Raw genomic sequence first — 26215 nt, 5'->3', positions numbered from 1 at the left:
GTGCGTCAGATGTCCTCCGAATTCTTCGTGCCCGACCCCGAGGGGCTGGTTCCCGGCCCCTCGGGCTACTTCGGTGCCTTCGGCGGCAAGTTCATCCCCGAGGCGCTGGTCGCCGCGGTCGACGAGGTGGCCGCCGAGTACGAGAAGGCCAAGGCCGACCCGGCGTTCGCGGCCGAGCTGAACGAACTGATGGTCAATTACACGGGCCGTCCCAGCGCCCTCACCGAGGTGGCGCGGTTCGCCGAACACGCCGGTGGCGCCCGGGTGTTCCTCAAGCGTGAGGACCTCAACCACACCGGTTCCCACAAGATCAACAATGTGCTGGGCCAGGCGCTGCTCACCAAGCGCATGGGCAAGCCCCGCGTCATCGCGGAGACCGGCGCCGGTCAGCACGGCGTCGCCACCGCCACCGCCTGCGCCCTCTTCGGCCTCGAATGCACCATCTACATGGGCGAGATCGACACCGAGCGGCAGGCGCTGAACGTCGCCCGGATGCGGATGCTCGGCGCCGAGGTCATCGCCGTGACGTCCGGCAGCCGCACCCTGAAGGACGCCATCAACGAGGCGTTCCGTGACTGGGTCGCCAACGTCGATCGCACCCACTACCTCTTCGGCACGGTCGCGGGCCCGCACCCCTTCCCGGCTCTCGTCCGCGACTTCCACCGCATCATCGGCGTCGAGGCGCGGCGGCAGATCGTGGAGCGGGCCGGGCGGCTGCCCGATGCGGCGGTCGCCTGCGTCGGCGGCGGCTCCAACGCCATCGGCCTCTTCCACGCCTTCCTCCCCGACGCGAGCGTGCGGCTGGTCGGCTGCGAGCCCGGCGGCCACGGCATCGCCACCGGCGAGCACGCCGCGACCCTCACCGAGGGCACCCCGGGCATCCTGCACGGCTCGCGGTCGTACGTCCTCCAGGACGAGGACGGGCAGATCACCGAGCCGTACTCGATCTCCGCGGGGCTTGACTACCCGGGCATCGGTCCGGAGCACTCGTACCTCAAGGACAGCGGCCGGGCCGAGTACCGCGCGGTCACCGATGACGCGGCGATGCAGGCGCTGCGGCTGCTGTCGCGCACCGAGGGCATCATCCCGGCCATCGAGAGCGCGCACGCGCTGGCCGGAGCCCTGGAGCTGGGCCGCGAGCTGGGCCCCGACGGCCTGCTGCTGGTCAACCTCTCGGGCCGGGGCGACAAGGACATGGACACCGCGGCCCGCTACTTCGGGCTGTACGACAACGCAGGCGACCGCGCCACCGCGGGCGAGGGGGAGAAGTGATGACGGGGACGACGGGCAACATCGCCCTGCTGGACTCGGTGCTGGCGACGGCGCGCGAGGAGAACCGCGCCGCGCTGGTCGGCTACCTTCCCGCCGGTTTCCCGACCGTGGACGGCGGCATCCGGGCGGCGACCGCGATGCTGGAGGGCGGCTGCGACATCGTCGAGGTGGGCCTGCCGCACAGCGACCCGGTCCTCGACGGGCCGGTCATCCAGACCGCGGACGACATCGCGTTGCGCGGCGGTGTGCGGATCACCGATGTGATCCGCACGGTCGGCGAGGCACACGCCGCCACCGGCGCGCCGGTGCTCTGCATGACGTACTGGAACCCGGTCTACCGCTACGGCGTCGAGCGGTTCGCCGCCGAGCTGGCCGCCGCAGGCGGCGCCGGGTGCATCCTGCCGGACCTGCCGGTCCAGGAGGCCGCGGAGTGGCGCGCGGCCGCCGGGAAGCACGGCCTGGCGACCGTCTTCGTCGTCGCGCCCAGCAGCCGGGACGCCCGCCTCGCCGAGATCACCGCGGCGGGCAGCGGCTTCGTCTACGCGGCGTCGCTGATGGGCGTCACCGGCACCCGCGAGTCGGTCGGCCACGAGGCGCAGGAGCTGGTCCGCCGCACCCGCGCCACCACCGATCTGCCGGTCTGCGTCGGCCTCGGGGTCTCCAACCCCGAACAGGCCGCGGAGGTCGCGCAGTTCGCCGACGGCGTCATCGTCGGCTCGGCGTTCGTGCAGCGGATGCTGGCCGACGAGGACGACCTGGAGGCCGGGCTCGCCGGGGTCCGGACGCTGGCCGGGGAGCTGGCCGCCGGGGTGCGCAAGCGCTCCTGACGCCGCCGTCGGCCGGGGCCGGGCGGGCTGCGGGGTATGTGTGTGCGGCGCGGCGGGTTCCGTCCCCCGATAGGGCGAACATCGGTGCGGAGGGGTGCGGCAGCGCCCCTCCGCTTCGTTTTCCTGGGGTGAGCCAGAAGAACCATGACGGTAAGAGCAACGCCCGTGAGCGGCTGAAGGCACAGCGTGAGACGGAGAAGGCCCGGGCCCGGCGCAACCGCCAGGCGATCGTCGCCGGAGCGGTGGTCCTGGTCCTGGCGGTGGCCGGCGGCATCGCCGTCTGGGCCTCCCACTCCGGCGGGGACGAGGAGAGCGCCAAGCCGCTGGCCGTCCCGAAGGGCGCGCGCGGCGGCGACAAGCCCGCGGTGCCGGTCGGCGCGCCCGGCGCCCCCTCCACCCTGACGGTCTGGGAGGACTTCCGCTGCCCCGCCTGCCAGCAGTTCGAGACCGGCTTCCGCCCGGTCATCCATGAGCTGGAGGACGCCGGGCATCTCAAGAGCGAGTACCACCTCGTCACGATCATCGACGGCAATGGGGGCGGCACCGGCTCCCTCAACGCCGCCAACGCCGCGCTCTGCGCCCAGCACGCCGGTCATTTCCGCGCGTACCACGACGTGCTCTACAGCAATCAGCCGCCCGAGCAGCAGGACGCGTTCGCCGACAAGAAGAAGCTGATCCAGCTCGCGGGCAAGGTCCCGGGGCTGGCCGGCGACGCGTTCACGCACTGCGTCGAGTCCGGTACGTACAACGATTTCGTCCGGCGGTCCAACGACGCGTTCACCAAGTCCGGGTTCCGCGGCACCCCGACCGTGCTGCTCAACGGCAAGGATCTGGCAAAGGAGAAGAACGGGCAGTTCACGCCCGCGGACTTCAAGAAGATGGTGCTCGACGCCAACAAGGGCAAGCCACCGGCCAAGCCCGCCACGCCTCCGCACTGACCGCGCGGCCCACGCCCGCCCGGAACGGTCCCGGCGCTGTGACGGCCTCGTTACGCAGCCGTTGCCGGGCGGGTTGCCGCCGACCCCGCCCGGCGGGGTAGCGTCGTGACTGCCATGGACCTCGCATTCATTCCCAGCCCGTCGGTCGGCGTCGTGCATCTCGGCCCGATCCCGCTCCGGGGCTACGCGTTCTGCATCATCATCGGTGTCTTCCTGGGCGTCTGGCTCGGCAACAAGCGCTGGGTGCAGCGCGGTGGCCGTTCCGGCACGGTGGCGGACATCGCCGTCTGGGCGGTGCCCTTCGGCCTCGTCGGTGGACGGCTCTACCACGTCATCACGACGTACGAGCCGTACTTCGGCAAGGACGGCCATCCGCTCGACGCCTTCAAGGTGTGGGAGGGGGGTCTCGGCATCTGGGGCGCGGTGGCGCTCGGCGCGGTCGGCGCGTGGATCGGCTGCCGCCGCCGCGGCATCCCGCTGCCCGCCTACTGCGATGCGCTCGCCCCCGGTCTCGCCATCGGCCAGGCCGTCGGCCGCTGGGGCAACTGGTTCAACCAGGAGCTGTACGGCCGTCCGACCGATGTGCCGTGGGCGCTGAAGATCAGCGACGACCCGGCGATCGGCCGCATCGGCGGCACGTACCACCCGACGTTCCTCTACGAGTGCCTGTGGTGCCTGGGCGTCGCCGCGCTGGTGATCTGGGCCGACAAGCGCTTCCGCCTCGGCCACGGCCGTGCCTTCGCGCTGTATGTCGCGGCGTACTGCGCGGGCCGAGCGTGGATCGAGGAGATGCGGGTCGACGAGGCGCACCACATCCTCGGCCTGCGGCTGAACGTCTGGACCGCGCTGATCGGCCTGGTCCTCGCCGTCGTCTACATCATCATTTCCGCGCGGCGGGTACCGGGCCGCGAGGAGGTCGTCGAACCGGGCGCCCAGGAGACCCTGGCCGGTGGGGACGCGGACGGCGAGCCGGAGGGCGCGCAGGCGTCGGCGGCCGGGTCCGCGGAGGCGGAGCCCGAGGCCGAGGCCGAGAAGGACGCGGAGTCCGATGCCGGGGGCGCGAAGGAGAAGCGCGCCGACGGCGAGACGAAGACCGCCGGGAGCGGCGGCAAGAAGACCTGAGACCGTGCCGTCGCCCCGGGCGGCGGCCGTATCCCTCCACCGCGCCGGGCGGACCCGTTACGGGTTCCGCCCGGCGCGGTGTCGTATGCGCCCACGGCACAGGCGCAGCGCCCGCGCCCGGCGGCCCCGCGCCGCCGTCCGGCCCGCGCTCACCCGAACGGCTCAGCGCGCCCGTCGGACCGGCTCGCCGTGGCTGCCTGTGAGCGGGATCTCATGGCGGGCGGTCGGGAGAAACCGCAGGTCAGAGAGGTAAGTTCGGCCTTCCTTGCTAGCGGTGGAGGGGGCGTCACGCCTAGTTTCGAGGTGTTGGAGGGGAAAGTGCCGAACAGCGGCCCACACCTCGCCGAAGGGAGTAGGTCCCTATGTCCGTCACCGATGTCATGGATGCTTCGGCGCCCACCCACGTCGCCCACCGCGACAACCACACCCACCGCGACGTCAACGGCGGCTGGCTGCGCCCCGCCGTCTTCGGCGCCATGGACGGGCTGGTCTCGAACCTCGCGCTGATGACCGGCGTCGCCGGTGGCGCGGTCTCCCAGCAGACGATCATCATCACCGGGCTGGCCGGACTGGCCGCCGGTGCCTTCTCGATGGCCGCCGGCGAGTACACCTCGGTCGCCTCCCAGCGCGAACTGGTCCTCGCCGAGCTGGACATCGAACGGGCCGAGCTGCGCAAGCATCCGACGGACGAACGGGACGAACTGGCGGCCCTCTACGTCTCGCGCGGGGTGGAGCCGGAGCTGGCCCGGAAGGTCGCCGAACAGCTCTCCCGCGACCCCGAGCAGGCGTTGGAGATCCATGCCCGTGAGGAGCTGGGCATAGATCCGTCCGACCTTCCGTCGCCCACCGTGGCAGCGGTTTCCTCCTTCGGATCCTTTGCGCTGGGCGCGCTGCTGCCCGTACTTCCGTACCTGTTGGGCGCTTCCGCGCTGTGGCCCGCGGTGATGCTGGCGCTGCTCGGACTCTTCGCGTGCGGCGCGGTCGTGGCGCGGGTGACGGCCCGCTCGTGGTGGTTCAGCGGGGTGCGGCAGCTGCTCCTCGGTGGCGCGGCCGCGGGTGTGACGTACATCCTGGGGACGTTGTTCGGAACCGTCATAGGGTGATGCTCCTCTACAGGGGCTCGCATCATTGTTGAGTTACCCGGCGGTTTCATGTTGCTGACCGCCGGGCATAAGGCCGGGGCGCCACACGGGCAATGTCGCTCGGTGGGCGCCCCGTTTCCGGACCGGGTTGTCCGTCCGCGACCTCACACCGCAGTCACGGTGTCCGCATGTTGGAAGGCTCTATTCGCTTCCTGAGAAGCGAGCCATCCTGTAATCTGCACGAAATTTCGCGGAGGGCCAACGTCGTCCCTCGGCAGTTCCTATGCCACGACGACGTTGGGAGAGCCGATGCGTTCCGCGTCCACGCACTCCGCGACCACCACCGGTGCCACCCGCGCCGCCTGGTCGCCCATGGACGGGCGCCCCGCCCCGCAGGGGATGTACGACCCGCGCAACGAGCACGACGCCTGCGGTGTCGGCTTCGTGGCCACCCTCACCGGCGAGGCCGCTCACGCGCTGGTCGAGCAGGCGCTCACGGTGCTGACCAACCTGGAGCACCGCGGTGCCACCGGCTCCGAGCCCGATTCCGGCGACGGCGCGGGCATCCTCCTCCAGGTGCCGGACGCGTTCCTGCGCGAGGAGGTCACCTTCGACCTCCCCGAGGCCGGCGGATACGCCGTCGGCATCGCCTTCCTGCCCGCCGATGCCCAGCAGGCGGCCGACGCCGTCTCGCAGATCGAGACGATCGCCGATGAGGAGGGCCTGACGGTCCTCGGCTGGCGCGTCGTCCCCGTCGCCCCCGAACTTCTCGGCAACGGCGCCCGCGCCACCATGCCGGCCTTCTCCCAGCTCTTCGTTACGAGCAAGCACAGCGTTACGAGCAAGCACAGCATTTCGAGCAAGCACAGCGTGACGGACGGGACGAGCACCGGGCTGGCGCTGGACCGCAAGGCGTTCGCGCTGCGCAAGCGCGCCGAGCGGGAAGCCGGGGTCTACTTCCCGTCGCTCTCCGCCCGCACCCTCGTCTACAAGGGGATGCTCACCACCGGGCAGCTGGAGCCGTTCTTCCCGGACCTCTCCGACCGCCGCTTCGCATCGGCCATCGCCCTGGTCCACTCGCGGTTCTCCACCAACACCTTCCCGAGCTGGCCGCTGGCCCACCCGTACCGCTTCGTCGCGCACAACGGTGAGATCAACACGGTCAAGGGCAACCGCAACTGGATGCGGGCCCGCGAATCGCAGCTCGCCTCGCGGCTCTTCGGCGACCTGGACACAGACCGGCTCTTCCCGGTCTGCACACCGGACGCCTCCGACTCCGCCTCCTTCGACGAGGTCCTGGAGATGCTGCACCTCGGCGGCCGGTCGCTGCCGCACGCGGTGCTGATGATGGTCCCGGAGGCGTGGGAGAACTCCCCGTCGATGGACCCGGCCCGCCGCGCGTTCTACCGGTACCACTCCACGATGATGGAGCCCTGGGACGGCCCGGCGTGTGTCACCTTCACCGACGGCACGCAGGTCGGCGCGGTCCTCGACCGCAACGGGCTGCGCCCCGGCCGCTACTGGGTCACCGACGACGGTCTGGTCGTGCTCTCCTCCGAGGTCGGCGTCCTCGACATCGACCCCGCCAAGGTCGTCCGCAAGGGCCGCCTCCAGCCGGGCCGGATGTTCCTCGTCGACACCGCCGAGCACCGCATCATCGAGGACGACGAGATCAAGGCGGAGCTGGCCGGGGCCCACCCGTACCAGCAGTGGCTGGACGAGGGCCTGATCGACCTCGCCGACCTGCCCGAGCGCGAGCACATCGTGCACACCCACGCCTCGGTCACCCGCCGCCAGCAGACCTTCGGCTACACCGAGGAGGAGCTGCGGGTCCTGCTCGCGCCGATGGCGAACTCCGGTGCCGAGCCGATCGGTTCGATGGGCACCGACTCGCCGATCGCCGCGCTCTCGGCCCGTCCGCGGCTGCTCTTCGACTACTTCACCCAGCTGTTCGCGCAGGTCACCAACCCGCCGCTGGACGCCATCCGCGAGGAGCTGGTCACCTCGCTGATCTCCTCGCTCGGTCCGCAGGGCAACCTCCTGGAGCCGACCGCGGAGTCCTGCCGCAGCGTCATCCTGCCGTTCCCGGTGATCGACAACGACGAGCTGGCCAAGCTCATCCACATCAACGCCGACGGCGACATGCCCGGCATGAAGGCCGTGACGCTCTCCGGTCTCTACCGCGTCGGCGGCGGTGGCGAGGCCCTCGCCGCGCGCCTGGCGGAGATCTGTGCGGAGGCCGCCGCGGCCATCGAGGCCGGGGCCCGGCTGATCGTCCTCTCCGACCGGCACTCCGACGCCGAGCACGCCCCGATCCCGTCGCTGCTGCTCACCTCCGCCGTCCACCACCACCTCATCCGGACGAAGCAGCGCACCCAGGTGGGCCTGCTCGTCGAGGCCGGTGACGTCCGCGAGGTGCACCATGTCGCGCTGCTGATCGGCTACGGCGCCGCCGCGGTCAACCCGTACCTGGCGATGGAGTCCGTCGAGGACCTGGTCCGCGCCGGGACCTTCCTGCCCGCGGGCACCGACCCCGAGGCCGCCATCCGCAACCTCATCAAGGCGCTCGGCAAGGGCGTCCTGAAGGTCATGTCCAAGATGGGCATCTCGACCGTCGCCTCCTACCGCGGCGCGCAGGTCTTCGAGGCCGTCGGCCTGAACGACGCGTTCGTCGACACCTACTTCCACGGCACCGCCACCAAGATCGGCGGCGCGGGCCTGGACATCGTCGCCGAGGAGGTCGCCGCCCGGCACGCCAAGGCGTACCCGGCGTCCGGCATCGCCGCCAGCCACCGCGCGCTGGAGATCGGCGGCGAGTACCAGTGGCGCCGCGAGGGCGAACCGCACCTCTTCGACCCGGACACCGTCTTCCGGCTCCAGCACTCCACCCGCGCCCGCCGGTACGACATCTTCAAGCAGTACACGGACCGGGTGAACGAACAGTCCGAGCGGCTGATGACGCTGCGCGGCCTCTTCGGCATCAAGGCGGACCGCCCGGCGGTGCCGATCGATGCGGTCGAACCGGCGTCCTCCCTGGTCAAGCGGTTCTCCACGGGCGCCATGTCGTACGGCTCCATCTCCCAGGAGGCGCACGAGACGCTGGCCATCGCCATGAACCAGCTCGGCGGCAAGTCCAACACCGGTGAGGGCGGCGAGGACCCGGAGCGGCTGTACGACCCGGCGCGCCGCTCGTCCATCAAGCAGGTCGCCTCCGGCCGCTTCGGCGTGACCAGCGAATACCTCGTCAACGCCGACGACATCCAGATCAAGATGGCCCAGGGCGCCAAGCCCGGTGAGGGCGGTCAGCTGCCCGGCCACAAGGTCTACCCGTGGGTGGCGAAGACCCGGCACTCGACGCCCGGCGTCGGCCTGATCTCGCCGCCGCCGCACCACGACATCTACTCCATCGAGGATCTGGCGCAGCTGATCCACGACCTCAAGAACGCCAACCCGGCCGCGCGTATCCACGTGAAGCTGGTCTCCGAGGTCGGCGTCGGCACCGTCGCCGCAGGTGTCTCCAAGGCGCACGCGGACGTCGTCCTCATCTCCGGCCACGACGGCGGTACGGGCGCCTCGCCGCTCACCTCCCTCAAGCACGCCGGTGGCCCCTGGGAGCTGGGGCTCGCCGAGGCCCAGCAGACGCTGCTGCTCAACGGGTTGCGCGACCGGATCGTGGTGCAGACCGACGGGCAGCTGAAGACCGGCCGCGACGTGATCATCGCGGCGCTGCTGGGCGCCGAGGAGTTCGGCTTCGCGACCGCGCCGCTGGTCGTCTCCGGCTGCGTCATGATGCGCGTCTGCCACCTCGACACCTGCCCGGTCGGCATCGCCACCCAGAACCCGGTGCTGCGCGAGCGGTTCAGCGGCAAGGCCGAACACGTCGTCAACTTCTTCGAGTTCATCGCCGAGGAGGTCCGCGAACTCCTCGCCGAGCTGGGCTTCCGCACCCTCGACGAGGCCATCGGCCACGCCGAACTCCTCGACACCACGCGGGCGGTGGACCACTGGAAGGCCCAGGGCCTCGACCTCGCCCCGCTGCTGTACGTCCCCGAACTGCCCGAGGGCGCCGTCCGCCACCAGGCCACCGTCCAGGACCACGGTCTGGCGAAGGCGCTGGACAACGAGCTGATCCGGCTCGCCGCCGATGCGCTGTCCGCGGACACCGCCGAGGACGCGCAGCCGGTGCGCGCCCAGGTCGCGATCCGCAACATCAACCGCACCGTCGGCACCATGCTCGGCCACGAGGTCACCAAGAAGTTCGGCGGCGCCGGGCTGCCCGACGACACCATCGACCTCACCTTCACCGGCTCCGCCGGGCAGTCCTTCGGCGCGTTCCTGCCGCGCGGCATCACACTGCGGCTGGAGGGCGACGCCAACGACTACGTCGGCAAGGGCCTCTCCGGCGGCCGCATCGTGGTCCGCCCCGACTGCGGCGCCGACCATCTCGCCGAGTACTCCACCATTGCGGGCAACACCCTCGCCTACGGCGCCACCGGCGGCGAGCTGTACCTGCGCGGCCGGGTCGGCGAGCGGTTCTGCGTCCGTAACTCCGGCGCCACGGTGGTCTCCGAGGGCGTCGGCGACCACGGCTGCGAGTACATGACCGGCGGCAACGCGGTCGTCCTCGGCGCGACCGGCCGCAACTTCGCCGCCGGGATGTCGGGCGGGTTCGCGTACGTCATCGACCTCGACCCCGCCCACGTCAACAAGGAACTGGCCGACGCGGTGCGTCCGCTGGACGGCGCCGACGCGCGGTGGCTGCACGAGGTGGTGCGCCGCCATCAGGAGGAGACCGGCTCGACCGTCGCCGCGAAGCTCCTCGCCGACTGGGACGCCGCCGCTGCCCGCTTCAGCAAGGTCGTCCCGGCCACCTACCAGGCAGTGCTCGCCGCCAAGGACGCCGCCGAGCAGGCCGGACTCTCCGAGTCCGAGACCCACGAGAAGATGATGGAGGCGGCGACCCATGGCTGACCCGAAGGGCTTCCTCAACCACGACCGCGAGGTCGCCACGGCCCGTCCCACAGGCGAGCGCGTCCGGGACTGGAACGAGGTCTACCGGCCCGGCGCCCTGCTGCCGCTCATCAGCAAGCAGGCGTCGCGCTGCATGGACTGCGGCATCCCGTTCTGCCACAACGGCTGCCCGCTGGGGAACCTCATCCCCGAGTGGAACGACTACGCCTGGCGTGACGACTGGAGCGCCGCGTCCGAGCGGCTGCACGCGACCAACAACTTCCCGGAGTTCACCGGCCGCCTCTGCCCGGCGCCCTGTGAGGCGGCGTGCGTGCTCGGCATCAACCAGCAGCCCGTGACCATCAAGAACGTCGAGGTCACCATCATCGACAAGGCGTGGGACAGCGGCGACGTCACCCCGCAGCCGCCCGAGCGGCTCTCCGGCAAGACCGTCGCCGTCATCGGCTCGGGCCCGGCGGGCCTCGCCGCCGCCCAGCAGCTGACCCGCGCAGGCCACACCGTCGCCGTCTACGAGCGCGCCGACCGCATCGGCGGGCTGCTGCGGTACGGCATCCCCGAGTTCAAGATGGAGAAGCGGCACATCAACCGCCGTATCGAGCAGATGCGGGCGGAGGGCACCAAGTTCCGTACGGAGACGGAGATCGGCCGCGACATCGACGCGAAGAAGCTGCGCAAGCGGTACGACGCCGTCGTCATCGCCGCGGGCGCCACCACCTCCCGGGACCTGCCGGTGCCCGGCCGGGAGCTGACCGGCATCCACGTCGCGATGGAGTACCTGCCGCTCGCCAACAAGGTGCAGGAGGGCGATCTGACGGTCGCCCCGATCACCGCCGAGGGCAAGCATGTCGTCGTCATCGGCGGCGGCGACACCGGCGCGGACTGCGTCGGCACCGCCCACCGCCAGGGCGCGGCGTCCGTCACCCAGCTGGAGATCATGCCGCGACCGGGCGAGGAGCGCAGCGCGGGCCAGCCCTGGCCGACCTTCCCGATGCTGTACAAGGTGACCTCCGCGCACGAGGAGGGCGGCGAGCGGGTCTACGCGGTGTCGACCACCCACTTCGAGGGCGACGAGGACGGCAACGTGCAGTGGCTGCACCTGATCGAGGTGGAGTTCAAGGACGGCAAGCTGGAGCAGAAGCCCGGCACCGAGCGGAAGATCCCGGCGCAGCTGGTCACCCTCGCGATGGGCTTCACCGGCACCGACCGGGAGAACGGGCTGGTCGAGCAGTTCGGCCTTGAGGTGGACGCCCGCGGCAACATCGCCCGCGATGCGGAGTTCGCCACCAACGTCCCCGGGGTGTACGCCGCCGGTGACGCGGGGCGCGGCCAGTCGCTCATCGTGTGGGCCATCGCCGAGGGCCGCTCCGCCGCCCGGGGCGTGGACCGCTTCCTCACCGGGGCCAGCGCCCTCCCGGCACCCGTCAAGCCGACGGACCGCGCACTCACCGTGTGACGGTACGTCCCTTCCTGTCCCGTACAACGGCGTACGGCGGCATGGGTCCCGGGAGCGGTACCGGGGCCCATACCGCGACGCCTGCCTGATTCCCCGACCGGCGGGCGGGCGTCGCGCGTCTCATGGCGGGCCGCCCGCCCCCGGCGTGGGGCGGGCGGCCCGTGCCTGCGGCCTGGGGCAACAGCTCCCAGGCCGTTACTCCGCGGCCTCGCCGTCCCCGGCCACCAGCCGGGAGGGGAAGCCGCCGGTGGCGACCGGGCCCCAGCGCCGCGGGGTCACCCGGATCAGCGATTTGCCCTGGTTGCGCATGGCCTCGCGGTACTCGTCCCAGTCCGGGTGCTCACCGGCGATGTTGCGGTAGTACTCGACCAGCGGCTCGACGGACTCCGGCGCGTCGATCACCTCGGCCTCACCGTCGATCTGCACCCACGGGCCGTTCCACTCGTCGGACAGCACGATCACGCTGACCGACGGCGCCCGGCGGGCGTTGCGCACCTTGGCGCGCTCGGGATACGTCGACATGACCAGCCGGCCGGAATCGTCCACGCCGCAGGTCAGCGGCGAGCCCTGCGGAGTGCCGTCGGAGCGGCGGGTCAGCAGGATCGCGCGGTGCCGGGGGCGGACGAACTCCAGCAGCTCGGGCAGCTCGACTCGGGTGTTACGGGCGATGGAAGGACTCATGGCGCGAGCCTAGGGGCTGGAGTGTGCTCCAGGGCTCGCGGTGAGCGGTGCGCCCGGGTGGTGGGGGAGCGGTGCTCCACGGCTGGGGCCGCCCCGTGCCATCGGGCCCGGTCGTGCTCCCCGTGGCCGGGCCCCGCCGTCACCGGAAACGGGCCGGGGCGGGCCGGCCGGGGCACCGCGGCGCCCCACACGCCGCGGTACCCCTGCCGCCCCGCCCCGGCCCGGTGTCCGCCGCGGCGCCGCGGGCAGTGGCGCGGCGCCGTGCGGACGGCCGGTACGGCGGTGGCTCAGCGGTGACCGGCCAGCGGTTTGCCGGTGGCCGCGTCGACGAGGGTGCGGTGGCCCAGCGGCTGCTTGAGGTCCAACGTGACCTTGTCGGTGGCAAGTTGGGCGGTGCACATCTTCTTGTCGTCCTTCTTGCGGCTCCAGCCGGACACCACGATCAGCTTCTCCGACTCGCGGATATGCGCGCCGTACCTCGCGTCGCAGGCGCCGTGGCCGACGGTCACCGTCACCTTCCGTGCCGAGACGCCCGGCCGGTCGGCCCCGGCCAGCGGCAGCAGCGCCTCCTTGTGTCCGGACACCGGCTCGACCTTCGGCCAGTCCCGCACGATGGTGTCGGCGCGCTGCTCGAACGCGTTCTGCTTGCCGGGCGGCGCGGCGCCGACCGTCTGCTTCGCTCCGCCGCACCCGGCCAGCGCCGCACCGGCGGCGGTCAGGGCGGTCAGGGCGGTCAGGGTGCGCCGCACGGTACGGCTCTTCCCGGCGGGGGTGCGGGTGGTCCGCTGTGCTGTGGTGGTCCACATGTCTGCCTCCTCGGGTCACGCATGGGACGGAGCCGGGGCCGATCGGGTTCCGCTTCGTTCGCCGGCCGCACAATCTGCCGACGGCATAAGGCACTTCGCGGGGGCGGCCCGGTCCGTAGCGTCGCCGGTATGACCTCTCTCCGTACGGAACTCCGTCAACTCGCCGACACCGTCTGGCAGCTGCCGTTCGCCGTCGGGCACGTCCATCTCGTCGCGCTGCCCGGCGACGGCTTCGCCGCCGTCGACACCGGCATGCCCGGCTCCGCCCCCGCGATCCTGGACGCGCTCGGACGGCTCGGCGCCGGGCCCCGCGCGCTGCGGCAGATCGTGCTGACCCACTCCCACATCGACCACGTCGGTTCGGCCGCGCCGCTGGTCGCCGCCACCGGCGCCACCGTGCTGGCCGGTGCCGACGACGTCCCGTACATCACCGGCGCCCGCCCCGAACCGCAGGCGCGGCCCACCCCGGCCGAGGCGGCGCTCCAGGCGCAGATCTTCGCGGGGCTGCCCGGCGGGGCGCTGCCCGTGCGGGAGCCCGTCGGGGTGGACGTCCCGCTGCGCGAGGGGGACACGCTCGACGGCTGGGGCGAGCCGGTGCGGGTGCTGCACGTGCCCGGGCACACGCCGGGCGGTATCGCGCTGCATCTGCTGCGCTCGCGGGTGCTGTTCCCCGGCGACCTCATCGGCGCCGTCGACGGCCGGGTGGTCCTCGGTCCCTTCAACGTCGACCGGGAGCGGGCCGAATCGTCGTTCCGCAGGCTCGCCGCCCTCGACGACGTCGACACCGTCTGCGTCCCGCACGGAGATCCCCTGGTCGACGGCGCCCGCGCCGCCCTGGCCGCCGCGACGCCGGACCGCGACTGGCGGTGACGTGACGCCTGGGGCGGCCGGGGCCAAGGGAGTTGGCGGGTGGGCACTCTTGTCACGCTGAGCGTCCGCTCACATAATCACAGAGCGCTTTACGGACTCATCCCCCACTGGGTCCGCAGGCCGCACGGCAGGCTGCCCGTTTCGCAGCCGTGCCGCGCACCGGCTCCGGTGGGGCATGCGTCCGTCGTCGACGTGCAACCCCCCACGAAAGGAAGCCCGTTGCGCAGCTCCCTGAAGCACCTCAAGAGAACCACCGCCGCCGGCGCCGTCGCCCTGGCCGCCTTCAGCCTTCTGCCCGGCACGGCCTTCGCATCGCCCGCCCCCGACAGCTCCGGTTCGGTCGGTACCAAGGTCGTCGGCGGCACCAAGGCCGACCAGGGTGAATTCCCCTTCATGGTCCGGCTGTCGATGGGCTGCGGCGGCGCGCTGTACGCCAAGGACATCGTGCTGACCGCGGCGCACTGCGTCGACGGCAGCGGCCCCAACACCGACATCACCGCCACCGCGGGCGTCGTCGACCTGGAGGACTCGGCCGCCGTCACGGTCAAGTCCAAGGAGGTCCTGCAGGCCCCCGGCTACAACGGCAAGGGCAAGGACTGGGCGCTGATCAAGCTGGAGAAGCCGATCGACCAGCCCACCTTGAAGATCGCTCAGGACGACAAGCTCAACAACGGTGACTTCACCATCGCCGGGTGGGGCGCCGACAAGGAGGGCGGCGACCAGCAGCGCTACCTCCTGAAGGCGACGGTGCCGTTCGTCGACGACGCCACCTGCGAGAAGGCGTACGGCGACGACCTGACCCCGGGCGACGAGATATGCGCCGGGAAGCTCGACACCGGCGGCGTCGACACCTGCCAGGGCGACTCCGGCGGCCCGATGTTCCGCAAGGACGACGCCGGTGAGTGGCTCCAGGTCGGCATCGTCTCCTGGGGCGAGGGCTGCGCCCGTCCCGGCAAGCCCGGTGTCTACTCCGAGGTGAGCACCTTCGCCGCGGACATCCAGAAGGCCGCGGGCGAGCTGGGCGCCTGACCCGTCGGGGGCACGTTCCCCGTCGCGCGGCGGCGGACTTCCCCCGGGTCCGCCGCCGCACCCCCACCGCCCCGGTACCGGCCCGACCCGCCGGTACCGGGGCGGTGCGCGTGGGGGTGCGTACGGGGCCGGGCCCTGCCGTCGCCCGCCCTCCCCTCACGGCACCAACCGCGGCGCCCCTGCCCCCACCGCCCCGGCCAGTTCCAGCAGCAGTACCTCGTTCGGGCCCTCGCGCAGCACCGGCCCCGGTACGTACAGGGTGTGCTGCGGGCCGGCCGACCAGTAGCGGCCGAGGGGGAAGCCGCCGATCCAGGCGAAACCCCTGGTCCAGCCGGGGAGTTCGAGCAGGGCGTCGCCGGTGCCGCCGGGCGGGACGGTGACCGTGCCCCGGTGCAGGCCCCGCGCCCCGGGGCGGGCCGGGCCGAACGGCAGCCGGGCCACCGCCGCCGCGTCCTCGAACGCGTCGAGGCGCAGGCCCCGCGCCCGTACGCGGTGCAGATACTGGCGTTCGTGCAGCACCCCGCCGGTGAGGCCCTTGGGCTCGGCCAGCCGGGGGCCGTAGTTCACCCGGCCCAGGGACTCCACCCACAGCTCCACCTCCGCCGGGCCCGGCACCTCGCCGAGCAGCGCGTCCTCGGTGTCCAGCTCCGGGCCCGGTGCGCCGTCCACGAACGTCACCGCCCGGTCCCGCAGCCCCCGCACCCGCAGCGGATACGGCCGCCGGGGGCCCGGTACCCGCAGTCGGTAGCGGACCAGGCCCCGGTCCACGTCCAGCTCCTCGAAGGCCGCCGGGACGGGCGTCTCCACCTCCGGGCCGCCCAGCGCGTCCAGCACCGCGTCCGGCGCCGCCCACCGGTCGAGGCGTACGCCGACCGGCGTGCTCAGCACCGGCCAGGGCGCCGGCGGCGGGGGCGGCGGGGCGTCCGTGTACGGGGCCAGCGCCTCGCGGAAGAGGGCGAACTTGGCGGTGGGACGGCCGCGTTCGTCGATCGGCGCGGCGTAGTCGTAGGAGGTGACGGTCGGCTGGAGCGGGCCGTCGTGCAGCTCACCGGCGCGGTTGGCGCCCGCGTGACCGCCGAAGCTGGTGCCGCCGTGCGCCATGTAGAGGTTGACGGACGCCCCGCACTCCAGGGCGGCGCGCAGCTCCCGTGCCGCCCGCCCGGGATCGTCCGGCGCGGGCGGCTCGCCCCAGTGCGCGAACCAGCCGCACCACAGCTCCGCGCAGAACAGCGGACCGGACGGCCGGTGGCGGCGGAGCGCGGCGAACGCCTCCCGGGCGCCGGAGCCGAAGTTCACCGCCGCGAGCACGCCCGCCACCGAGCCGCCGGTCAGCATGTGGTCCTCGGGCCCGTCGGAGGTGAACAGCGGCACCGTCACGCCCCGTGCGCCGAGCAGCTCCGCCAGCCACGTCAGATACGCGGCGTCCGTCCCGTAGGAGCCGTACTCGTTCTCCACCTGCACCAGCACCACCGGGCCGCCGACGGTGCACTGCCGGGCGGTGATCTGCGGCAGCAGCACCGTGAACCACCGCTCCACCGCCCGCAGATACGCCGGATCGGCGGTCCGCACCCGGCGGCCCAGCGGCCCGGTCAGCCAGTGCGGCAGCCCGCCGTTCTCCCACTCGGCGCAGAGGTACGGGCCGGGCCGCACGATCGCCCGCAGCCCCGCCCGCCCGGCCGCGTCCAGGAACCGGCCCGGCGCGTCCACGTCCCGTACCTCGCCGGGCCGCGGTTCGTGGAGGTTCCACGGGACGTACGTCTCCACGCAGTTCAGGCCCAGCGCGCGCAGCGTCGCCAGCCGGTGGTCCCACTGGGCCTCGTGGACGCGGAAGTAATGCAGCGCCCCGGACAGCAGCCGCAGCGGCCGCCCGTCCAGCAGGAACTCCCGCTCGCCCACCGCGAACGTGGCCGCCTCGAATGCCCCCATGCCGCCCGCCCTCCGTCGCCGCCGTCCGTGCCGCCCACCCTCGCCCCCTGGCGGGGCGGCGGTCCATGGACAAAGATCGGCGCTGTTTGGACGGAGCGCGGCGCCCGGCGGCGGGCCGCCGCGCGGGAGCGGGAGCGGGGCCGCGGGCCTGTCGTCGCGAGGCGGACGGGAGTGTGGCGACAGGGCCGAGGTGCCGGGGAGGCCGGAGATGTACCACACCTGGATGCGCTACTTCACGCCCACGCCGGTCCACCACCGCCTCGGCCTGGTCTGCCTGGGCGTCGGCCTCCAGCACGGCACGCTCCCGCCGGTCGGCCCGCGCACCCTCCACCACCACGTCGCGCTGGTCATCAGCGCCGGGCGCGGCTGGTACGCGGGGACCGACGGCCGCATCCGGGAGATCACCGCGCCCGCCCTGCTGTGGCTGCTGCCGGGCGTCGTCCACCACTACGGCGCGGACCCCGACAGCGGCTGGGACGAGAGTTTCGTCGGCTTCACCGGACCGGCCGCCGCCACCTACCGCGAGCTGGGCTACATCGAGGCGGACCGCTGCCTGGTGCCGCTCACCGACACCGTCGGGCCGCGCGCCGCCGTCGGCCGGATCGCCCGCGCCGCGCGCCGCGACAACCCGCTCCTGGAGGTGGAGACCTCCGCCGCCGTCCATGAACTCCTCGTCGCGCTGCGCCGGGTCCGCGCCGGTACCGGCGCGGACGGCGACCCGGTGCTGCGGGCGCTGGCCCGCGACGCCTTCGCGCCGCTGTCGGTGGCCGGGCACGCGGCCCGCAACGGCATGACGCCCGCCGCGCTGCGCGCCGCGGTGCGCCGGGCCGCCGGGTGCACGCCCAAGGACTATCTGCTGGGCATCCGGCTGGGCCGGGCCAAGGAGCTGCTGGCGGCGACGGATCTGCCCGTCGCCGCCGTGGCCCGCCGGGTCGGCTACGACGACCCGGCGTACTTCAGCCGTCTGTTCACCCGCCGGGTCGGCGCGCCCCCGGTCCGCTTCCGCGAACGCCAGGGGCGCAGCGTGCCGGGCGGCTGGTCGGACACGGTGCCCGACCCGGACGATCCGCCGGTGCTGCGGTCAGGGGGAGACCTCCTCCAGCGGCCGGTCGCGGGTCTCCTCGGCGAAGAACCCGGCGACCAGCGCACCGGCGGCGGCGACCGCGGCGAGCACCGCGAACACCACGGGCAGACCGGAGGCGGCGTACACCGCGCCGACGACGACGGGCCCGCCGATCACCCCCAGCCGGTTGACCGCACCGCCCGCGGCGCAGCCCAGCGCCCGCATCCGGGTCGGGTACAGCTCCGGTGTGTAGAGGTACAGGCAGACGTTGGAGCCGAAGAAGCAGACCGCGGAGAGTGACGTCCACAGCAGGACGCCGCCCGCGGAGCCGGTGCCCGTCGCGGCGAGGGCGAGCAGGGTGGCCGCGGCGCCGCCCAGGAAGAGCGGGAAGATCCGGCGGCGGCCGATCCGGTCCACGGTGAGCGCGGCGACCAGGCAGCCGGCGAACCCGGCGACGGAGGTGACCGTCGAGTGGAGCAGCGCGTCCCCGAGCGAGAGGCCGAAGCGGCTGCCGTAGATGCTCGGCAGCCAGGACGTGACGCCGTAGTTGACGAAGTATCCGGTGAACCAGAGGGCGGCGAGGACGAGGGTGCGGCGGCGGTAGCGGCCGGTGAACAGGCCCCGGACGCCGGTGGCGGCGCGTTCGGCGGGGGTGGCGGGCACGACCGGGCCGTCACCGGCGGGCGCCGGGGCCGGGCCGGTGACCGGCGGCAGCGGGCGGCCCGTCGCCGCCTCGACCTTCCGCTCGATCAGCGCCATGGTCTCCTCCGCCTCCCGCAGCCGCCCGCGGTCGGCGAGCCAGCGCGGTGACTCGGGGACGGTGCGGCGTACCAGCAGCGCCAGCAGGCTGGGGAGGGCGGCGAGCAGATACATCCAGCGCCAGCCGAGGGCCGGGACGATCCAGGCGGCGCAGAGCGCGCCGACGGTGAGCCCGGCGGGGAAGACCAGTTCGTAGAGGAGGACGAAGCGGCCGCGGCCCAGGCTGCGGGTGATCTCGCTGATGAACGTGGCGGCCACGGGCACCTCACCGCCGATGGCCAGGCCCTGGACGAAGCGGAGCGCCATGAAGGGCGTGGGGCCGGTGGCGGCGGCGAGGGCGGCGGAGACCAGCCCGGACAGGCCGATGCACGCGGCGATGACGGTGACCCGGCCGTAGCGGTCGGCGAGACGGCCGGAGAGCAGCGCGCCGAGCAGCATGCCGACCGAGCCGACGGTCATCACGAGGGTGGCGCCGCCGGTGGACAGCGCCCATTCCTGGCGGAGTTCGGGCATCGCATAGGCGATCAGCAGTTGGTCGAAGGCTTCGAAGAAGGTCACCACGCCGATGACGACGCGGACGGTGGCGTGCCAGCGGGACAGTGGAAGTCGTTCGAACCGGGCGGCGAGCGCGGCGCGGGCGGCGCCGGTCTCGCGGTCCGGGGAGGCGGCAAGGCTCATCCGGGATTCCTCCAGGCCCGCGGTGGGGCGGGAGAGGGGCAGGGCAGGGGAGGGCGAGGCGCGGCGGGCGGCGGTTGGGGGCCGTCAGGCCCCGTCGCCGCACTCCTGCCCGCCCTCCGGGCGACGACGGGAGTGTGACGACAGGTCCTGGATGTCCCGTCCGTAAGCGCAAAGCTTCTAAGCGCTTAAGTTCTACCGACCTCGGGGGCGGGGTCGTCAAGAGGTTGACCACTGAAACTTTTCCCGGCGTGAGGGGTTGCCAGGAAATAGTTAAGTGCTTAGATTTCTGCCGCTGAAGCAATTCGCCCGGCACACGCCCCGCTCAACTCCCGCTCAGGAGGCCCCGGATGACCGTCGACGCGCCGGTGAACGACCTGGTGCCCGCACCGGGCGACACCCCGGACGAGGTGCTCGTCGCGGGGGAGTGGCGGCGCGGCACGGGCGCCCCCGCCGAAACCGTCGACCCGGCGACCGGCCACACCCTGACCACCGTGACCGGCGCGAGCGCCGCCGACGTCGACGCCGCGGCCACCGCCGCCGCCCACGCCGCCGCCGACCCGGCCTGGCGCCACCTGCCGCCGCATCTGCGCGCCCGGCTGCTGCACCGCGTCGCCGCGCTCGTCGACACCCACGCCGACGCGCTCTCCGCGCTCCAGACCGCCGACACCGGCAAGACCCGCGCCGAAACCCTCGCCCTGGTGCGCAGCGCCGCCGCCACCTTCCGGTACGTCGCCGCCGCCGCGGAGACCGCCGAGGACGCCGTCACCCCCTCCCGCGGCGACTACCTCACCCTCAGCCGCCACGAACCGATCGGCGTCATCGGCGCCATCACCCCCTGGAACTCCCCGATAGCCAGCGACGCCCAGAAGCTCGCGCCCGCCCTCGCCGCCGGGAACGCCGTCCTGCTCAAGCCCGCCGAGTGGACCCCGCTCGTCGCCCTGGCCCTCGGCCGGATCGTGCACCGCGCCCTCGCCGACGAGGGGCTGCCGCCCGCACTGCTCTCCGTCCTGCCGGGGCCCGGCACCGTCACCGGCGACGCCGTCGTACGCCATCCGGCCGTCGGGAAGATCGCGTTCACCGGCGGCACCCGCACCGGACGCGTCATCGGGCGGATCGCCGCCGACAAGATCATGCCGGTCTCGCTGGAGCTGGGCGGCAAGTCACCGACCGTCGTCTTCGCGGACGCCGACACCGAAACCGCCCTGGCCGGTGTGTTGTTCGGGATCTTCTCCTCCAGCGGCCAGAGTTGCATCGCCGGCTCCCGCCTCTTCGTCCACCGCTCCCGCTACGATGCCTTCCTCGCCGAACTCACCGACCGCGCCCGCGCGCTGCGCGTCGGCCCCGGCACCGACCCCGCCACCCAGGTCGGCCCGCTCGTCCACCACCGCCACCGCGACCACGTCGCCGCCTACGTCGACCTCGCCCGTGCGGAGGGCGCCCGCGTCCGGTGCGGCGGCGCCGCGCCCGACGGCGAGCGGTACCGCGACGGCGCCTACTACCTCCCCACCGTCCTCGACGGACTGCCGCCCACCGCCCGCGTCTGCCAGGAGGAGATCTTCGGGCCGGTCCTCGTCGCGCTGCCCTTCGACGACGAGGACGATCTCGTCGCCCAGGCCAACGGCACCGCCTACGGCCTCGCCTGCGGACTGTGGACCCGCGACGCGGCCACCGCCTGGCGGGTCGCCGACCGGATCGACGCCGCCACCGTGTGGATCAACACGTACAAGCAGTTCAGCGCGGCCACCCCGTTCGGCGGGATGAAGGACAGCGGACTGGGCCGGGAGAAGGGCCGCGACGGCATCCGCGCCTACCAGCGCCAGAAAAGCCTCTACTGGGGCACCGGCGGACCCCTGCCCTGGGCCGCCGCCTGACCCCCGGCCGTACCCGCGACGGCCCGGCCGCCCGCGCCGCGCCTGCCCGGCGCGAGGCCCCGGCCACCTCTCCGCGCCGGACCTGCTCCCGCTCGCTGTGCCTCTTCCCCGACTTCCCGACCCCGTCCGAAGGATGCCGAACCGATGCCCCACGAGCCCATAGCCCGGCTCCGCGCGCTGCGCGCCGTCGAACTCCGCACCCCCGCCGTCACCGAGGCCACCGACTTCTACCGCGAGGTGTGGGGCCTGGAGACCGTCGATGCCGAGCCCGGCGCGGCCTGGCTGCGCGGCACCGGCCCCGAGCACCACGTCCTCTCCCTCACCCGCGCCGACCGCCCCGCCCTCGGCAGGATCAGCTTCGCGGTCGCCACGCCCGCCGAGATCGACGCCGCCGCCCGCCGCCTGGAGGCCCGCGGCCTCACCCCCGTCCACGGCCCCGGCCCGCTCGGCCAGAGGGGCGGCGGCTACGGCCTCCGCTTCACCGACCCCGAGGGGCGGCTGCTGGAGCTGAGCGCCCACGTCGAGGCCGTCGCCCCGCGCGGCCGCGACGCCGCCGTCCCCGTCGGCGTCACCCACACCGTCCTCAACACCACCGACATCGACGCCGCCGTCGCCTTCTACCGCGACGTCCTCGGCCTGCGGGTCTCCGACTGGTCCGAGCACCAGATGGCCTTCCTCCGCTGCAACGCCGACCACCACTGCCTCGCCTTCAACCAGGCCGACCGGTCGTCCCTCAACCACGTCGCGTACGAGATGACCTCCGTCGACCACTTCATGCGCGGCCTCGGACGGCTGCGCCACCACGGCATCACCCCGCAGTGGGGACCCGGCCGCCACGGGCCCGGCAACAACACCTTCGCCTACTTCACCGACCCGTCCGGCCTGGTCTGCGAATACACCTCCGAGGTCGCCCAGATCGTCGAGGACACCTGGATCGCCCGGGTCTGGCGCCGCACCCCCGAACTCTCCGACCTGTGGGGCACCGCCGGACCGCCGTCCCCCGCCATCCGCCGCCATATGGCCGGAACCCCCGGCCCGCTCACCGCCCCGGAAGGAACCGCATGACCGCCGCATCCGCCACCCCCGCCGCGCCGCCCGCGCCCCGCACCCCGCGCCGGGTCGGCCTCATCGGCTGGGGCGCCATCGGCCGCGTCGTCGGCACCGCCCTCGCCGCCGGGGAGATCCCCGGCGCCACGCTGACCTGCGTCGTCGACAACCGCCCACTCGGCGACACCGCCCCCGCCCCGCAGGTGTCCCTGGAGGAGGCGCTGGACCGCTGCGATCTGATCGTCGAGGCCGCGGGCCAGGGCGTCGTCCGCGCCCACGGCGAAGCGGTCCTCACCGCCGGGGCCGATCTGCTGATCGCCTCCACCGGCGCGCTCACCGACGACGCCCTCACCGCCCGGCTGCGCGCCGCCGGACCGGGCCGCGTCTACTTCACCGGCGGCGCCGTCGGCGGCCTCGACCTCCTCCAGGCCGCCCGCGCCCTCGGCCCGCTCACCGACGTCACCCTCACCACCACCAAACTCCCCGCCACCCTCGAACAGCCCTGGATGGACGCGGAGTTGCTGCGCCGGATGCGGACCGCCACCGGCCCCGTCGAGGTGCTGCGCGGCACCGCCCGGGAGATCCCCGCGAAGTTCCCCCGCTCCACCAACGTCGCCGCCTCCGTCGCCCTCGCCGTCGGCGACCCGGACGCCGTACGGGTCAGCGTCGTCGCCGACCCCGCCGCCCGCCACACCCGCCATGTCGTCGAGGCGTCCGGCGGCCACGGCAGCTACCGCTTCGAGGTCCGCCACCTGCCCGACGAGGCCAACCCCGCCACCAGTCAGGTCGTGCCGTACGCGGTGCTGCGCAGCCTCGCCGCCCTCGCCGGACGCCCCGGGATGATTCTGTGAACGCCCCCTACGACCCCGCCGGACTGCAGGTGGCGGAGACCGGCGCCGGCGGGCCGACGCTGCTGTGCCTGCACGGCATCGGCTCCTCCTCCGCCGCCTTCGCCCCGCAGTTCGCGAGCCTCGGCGACCGGCTGCGGCTGTTCGCCTGGGACGCCCCCGGCTACGGCGCCTCCGCCGACCCCGAAGGCCCCCTGGACCTCGACGGCTACGCCGACACCGCCGCCGCCCTGATCCGCGCCCGAGGCGGCCCGGCCCACGTCCTCGGCGTCTCCTGGGGCGGCGTCATCGCCCTCCGTCTCGCCGCCCGCCACCCGGACCTCGTCGCCTCGCTGATCGTCGCCTCCTCCAGCCCCGGCTCCGGCACCGACGCGGAGAAGGCCGCCGCGATGCGCACCCGCGCCACCGAACTCGCCGCGCTCGGCCCCCGCGCCTTCGCCGAACGCCGCGGCCCCCGCCTGGTCTCCGACGCGGCGCCCGCGGCCCTCGTCCGCCGCGTCACCGACACCATGGCCACCGCCGTCCGGCTGCCCGGCTACGGCCATGCCGCCGAGGCGATGGCCGCCACCGACCTGCGCGGCGAACTGCCCGGCATCGCCGCGCCCACCCTCGTCCTCTGCGGCGACCTCGACCGCGTCACCGGCCCCGGGGCGAGCCAGCTCCTCGCCGGTGCGCTGCCCCGGTCCGCGTACGTGATCGTCAAGGACGCCGGTCACCTCGCCAACCAGGAGCGGCCCGAGGCGTTCGACGCCTGGGTCCTCTCCCACCTCCGCATCACCGCCCGCCTCGGCGCCTGACCCCGACCCCCGTACGAAGAAAGGCAGTTCCGCCATGCCCCTCACCACCGACGCCTACGACAACGGCGACGACCTCGCCGCCTACACCGACTCCCTGATCGCCACCAAGGGCTCCCGCGACCCCGACTGGGACACCCTCGCCTTCCAGACCAAGGCCGGTGAGCAGTACCGCCGCGCCCAGATCCGCTACGTCGGCTCCGGCGCCACCGGAAACCACGACGGCGACCACCGCATCCTGCCGTCCGGCGGCTTCACCTTCTCCACCATGCTGCTGCCGCCCGGCGCCGAGGGCCCCGAGCACACCCACCACGACGTCGAGGAGGCGTTCTTCGTCCTGGAGGGAGAGGTCCGCGTCGGCATCCACCGCGGCGAGGACGAGGCCGAGTACCGCACCCTCGGCTACCGCGACATGATCGTCGTCCCCGCCGGGGTGGCCCGCAGCCTCAAGAACGAGGGCGACACCGACGCGCTGTTCTGCGTCGTCATCGGCACCCGCAAGCCACAGGTCCCCACCTACCCCGCGCACTCGCCGATGCACGGCGTCACCCGCGACTGATGGCCGCCCCCGCAACCGGCATCGTCGTCGTCACCGGCGCCGGCCGTGGCCTGGGGGAGGCCATGGCCCGCCGGGCCGCCGAGGACGGCCACCGCGTCGTCGTCGCCGAACTCGACCCCGCGCGCGGCGCCGCCACCGCCGCCGCGCTCCGCGCCGACGGCCTCGACGCCCACTTCGTCCGCTGCGACGTCGCCGACCCCGCCTCCGTCGACGCCCTCGCCGCCGCCACCGCCGCACTGGGCCCGCTCCACGGCCTGGTCAACAACGCCGGGCTCGCCAACGGCGTCGGCGGCAAGGAGTTCCACGACCTCACCGTCGAGGAGTGGGACCGCCTGATGACCGTCAACGCCCGCGGCCCCTGGCTCGTCGCCCGCGCCCTGCTCCCGCAACTCCTGGCCACCGGCACCGGCCGCATCGTCAACCTCGCCTCCGACGCCGCGCTCCACGGCTCCCCACGGCTGGCCCACTACATCGCCTCCAAGGGCGCCGTCATCGCCCTCACCCGGGCGATGGCCCGCGAACTGGGCGACAAGGGCGTCACCGTGAACGCCGTCGCCCCCGGCCTCACCGCCTGCGAGGCGACCGAGAACGTCCCCGCCGAACGCCATGAGCTCTACCGGCTGGGCCGGGCCGTCTCCCGCCCCCAACGCCCCGACGACCTCATCGGCCTCGTGGCCTTCCTCCTCGGCGAGGAGTCCCGCTACCTCACCGGGCAGGTCATCGCGGTCAACGGCGGCTTCACGATGCACTGACCGAAAGCACACTCAACTCCCTTGGTTTTCAAGCGCGTTGCAGCATCACCGAACCCGGAAGGACCCCTCATGGACCTCGGCCTCGCCGACCGCACCGTACTCGTCACCGGCGGCACCTCCGGCGTCGGCCTGGCCACGGTCCGCGCGCTGCTCGCCGAGGGCGCCCGCGTCGCCACCTGCGCCCGCACCCCCGACTCCCTCACCGCGCTCGCCGACGGCCTCGGCGCCGGACCGGACCGGCTGCTCACCGGCGCCACCGACATCCGCGACGCCGACGCCACCGCCGCCTTCGTCCGCCGCGCCGCCGACCACTTCGGCGGCCTCGACGGCCTCGTCAACAACGCCGGACAGTCCCGGATGAAGCGCCTCGCCGAGACCACCGCCGAGGACTGGCGCGACGAACTGGAGCTGAAGTTCGCCGGCGTCCTGCACACCCTGCACCCCGCCCTCCCGTTCCTCCGCGCCTCCGACGCGGCGGCCGTCGTCAACATCAACGCCGTCCTCGCCAAGGAACCCTCACCCCGCCTGATCACCACCAGCGCCGCCCGCGCCGGGATCCTCAACCTCTCCGCTTCCCTCGCCCGTGAACTCGCCCCCGACGGCATCCGCGTCAACTCCGTCTGCCTCGGCCTCATCGACACCGGCCAGTGGACCCGCCGCCACGCCGCCTCCGGCACGGAGCGCAGCTACGAGGAGTGGCAGGCCGAACTCGCCGCCGACCGCGGCGTCGCCCTCGGCCGCCTCGGCCGCGCCGACGAGGTCGCCTACGCCGTCCTCACCCTCCTCGCGCCCCGCGCCTCGTACATCACCGGCACCGCCCTCGACGTCTGCGGCGGCGTCGCCCGCTCCGCCGCCTGACCCGCACCC

At 73.5% G+C, this 26215-nt stretch carries 20 protein-coding genes and 1 pseudogene; 17 read left to right on the top strand and 4 right to left on the bottom strand.

The features are described 5' to 3' along the window. Positions 1-9: 9 nt before the first annotated feature. From trpB to OG422_RS07195, 7 genes are all read left to right on the top strand, one after another. Entirely contained in the window at positions 10-1272 is a 1263-nt protein-coding gene (gene trpB / locus OG422_RS07225) for a tryptophan synthase subunit beta (protein WP_143942058.1), read from the top strand. Beyond that, positions 1272-2099 (top strand): tryptophan synthase subunit alpha, encoded by an 828-nt coding sequence (gene trpA / locus OG422_RS07220; protein ID WP_143942059.1) that lies wholly within the window; start codon positions 1272-1274, stop codon positions 2097-2099. Before trpB ends, trpA begins: the two co-directional genes overlap by 1 nt. Positions 2100-2227: 128 nt before the next feature. Next, the gene (locus OG422_RS07215) at positions 2228-3037 is read left to right on the top strand and encodes a DsbA family protein (protein WP_405741029.1); all 810 of its coding nucleotides are present in this window, start codon (positions 2228-2230) and stop codon (positions 3035-3037) included. Between the two features lie 114 nt (positions 3038-3151). After that, the gene (gene lgt / locus OG422_RS07210) at positions 3152-4159 is read left to right on the top strand and encodes a prolipoprotein diacylglyceryl transferase (RefSeq protein WP_405741026.1); all 1008 of its coding nucleotides are present in this window, start codon (positions 3152-3154) and stop codon (positions 4157-4159) included. Positions 4160-4521: 362 nt separating this feature from the next. After that, the gene (locus OG422_RS07205; RefSeq protein WP_405741023.1) at positions 4522-5262 is read left to right on the top strand and encodes a VIT1/CCC1 transporter family protein; all 741 of its coding nucleotides are present in this window, start codon (positions 4522-4524) and stop codon (positions 5260-5262) included. A 288-nt stretch (positions 5263-5550) separates the two neighbouring features. Further along, entirely contained in the window at positions 5551-10212 is a 4662-nt protein-coding gene (gene gltB / locus OG422_RS07200) for a glutamate synthase large subunit (RefSeq protein ID WP_405741020.1), read from the top strand. Continuing rightward, positions 10205-11665, top strand: a complete 1461-nt coding sequence (locus OG422_RS07195) for a glutamate synthase subunit beta (protein WP_405741017.1) — start codon at positions 10205-10207, stop codon at positions 11663-11665. Before gltB ends, OG422_RS07195 begins: the two co-directional genes overlap by 8 nt. 195 nt (positions 11666-11860) lie before the next feature. On the opposite strand, the gene OG422_RS07190 is transcribed toward OG422_RS07195, so the two are convergent. Both OG422_RS07190 and OG422_RS07185 read right to left on the bottom strand, forming a co-directional pair. After that, positions 11861-12346: a PPOX class F420-dependent oxidoreductase gene (locus tag OG422_RS07190; RefSeq protein WP_405741014.1), complete on the bottom strand. Its 486-nt coding sequence runs from the start codon at positions 12344-12346 to the stop codon at positions 11861-11863. 287 nt (positions 12347-12633) lie between these two features. Next, complete coding sequence (locus OG422_RS07185; protein ID WP_405741011.1) at positions 12634-13152, bottom strand: hypothetical protein; 519 nt, start codon at positions 13150-13152, stop codon at positions 12634-12636. Positions 13153-13281: 129 nt separating this feature from the next. Between OG422_RS07185 and OG422_RS07180 the strand changes: the two genes are divergently transcribed. Then, the gene (locus OG422_RS07180) at positions 13282-14022 is read left to right on the top strand and encodes an MBL fold metallo-hydrolase (RefSeq protein WP_405741008.1); all 741 of its coding nucleotides are present in this window, start codon (positions 13282-13284) and stop codon (positions 14020-14022) included. Between the two features lie 219 nt (positions 14023-14241). After that, positions 14242-15051, top strand: a complete 810-nt coding sequence (locus OG422_RS07175; RefSeq protein WP_143942067.1) for a trypsin-like serine protease — start codon at positions 14242-14244, stop codon at positions 15049-15051. Between the two features lie 156 nt (positions 15052-15207). On the opposite strand, the gene OG422_RS07170 is transcribed toward OG422_RS07175, so the two are convergent. Further along, complete coding sequence (locus OG422_RS07170) at positions 15208-16977, bottom strand: glycoside hydrolase family 35 protein (protein WP_405741005.1); 1770 nt, start codon at positions 16975-16977, stop codon at positions 15208-15210. 208 nt (positions 16978-17185) lie between these two features. Here OG422_RS07170 and OG422_RS07165 point away from each other — a divergent pair. Next, positions 17186-18055 (top strand): annotated as a pseudogene (locus OG422_RS07165) (helix-turn-helix domain-containing protein); the annotation flags it as partial. A 3-nt stretch (positions 18056-18058) separates the two neighbouring features. Here OG422_RS07165 and OG422_RS07160 read toward each other — a convergent pair. Further along, entirely contained in the window at positions 18059-19477 is a 1419-nt protein-coding gene (locus OG422_RS07160; protein WP_405741002.1) for an MFS transporter, read from the bottom strand. Between the two features lie 347 nt (positions 19478-19824). Between OG422_RS07160 and OG422_RS07155 the strand changes: the two genes are divergently transcribed. The 7 genes from OG422_RS07155 to OG422_RS07125 all read left to right on the top strand — a co-directional run bounded on the left by OG422_RS07155 (position 19825) and on the right by OG422_RS07125 (position 26206). Then, positions 19825-21348: an aldehyde dehydrogenase family protein gene (locus OG422_RS07155; protein ID WP_405740999.1), complete on the top strand. Its 1524-nt coding sequence runs from the start codon at positions 19825-19827 to the stop codon at positions 21346-21348. A 144-nt stretch (positions 21349-21492) separates the two neighbouring features. Continuing rightward, positions 21493-22413 (top strand): VOC family protein, encoded by a 921-nt coding sequence (locus tag OG422_RS07150; RefSeq protein WP_405740996.1) that lies wholly within the window; start codon positions 21493-21495, stop codon positions 22411-22413. Beyond that, entirely contained in the window at positions 22410-23246 is an 837-nt protein-coding gene (locus OG422_RS07145) for an aspartate dehydrogenase domain-containing protein (protein ID WP_405740993.1), read from the top strand. Before OG422_RS07150 ends, OG422_RS07145 begins: the two co-directional genes overlap by 4 nt. Then, entirely contained in the window at positions 23243-24040 is a 798-nt protein-coding gene (locus tag OG422_RS07140; RefSeq protein WP_405740990.1) for an alpha/beta fold hydrolase, read from the top strand. The genes OG422_RS07145 and OG422_RS07140 overlap by 4 nt, the downstream gene beginning before the upstream one ends. A 34-nt stretch (positions 24041-24074) precedes the next feature. Next, a complete protein-coding gene (locus tag OG422_RS07135) occupies positions 24075-24596 on the top strand; it encodes a cupin domain-containing protein (RefSeq protein WP_405740987.1) in 522 nt (173 codons plus the stop codon). Further along, on the top strand, positions 24596-25348 hold the full coding sequence (locus OG422_RS07130) for an SDR family oxidoreductase (protein ID WP_405740984.1): 753 nt from the start codon (positions 24596-24598) through the stop codon (positions 25346-25348). The genes OG422_RS07135 and OG422_RS07130 overlap by 1 nt, the downstream gene beginning before the upstream one ends. A 69-nt stretch (positions 25349-25417) precedes the next feature. Then, positions 25418-26206 carry an SDR family oxidoreductase gene (locus tag OG422_RS07125; RefSeq protein WP_405740981.1) on the top strand — a complete coding sequence of 263 codons (789 nt, stop codon included), beginning with the start codon at positions 25418-25420 and terminating at the stop codon, positions 26204-26206. Positions 26207-26215: the final 9 nt, after the last annotated feature.

The organism is Streptomyces sp. NBC_01525 (genome assembly GCF_045040405.1).
Classification (GTDB): Bacteria; Actinomycetota; Actinomycetes; order Streptomycetales; family Streptomycetaceae; genus Streptomyces; species Streptomyces benahoarensis.
Note: the sequence above shows the minus strand (reverse complement) of the source record. Positions and strands in the feature narration are given on the sequence as shown.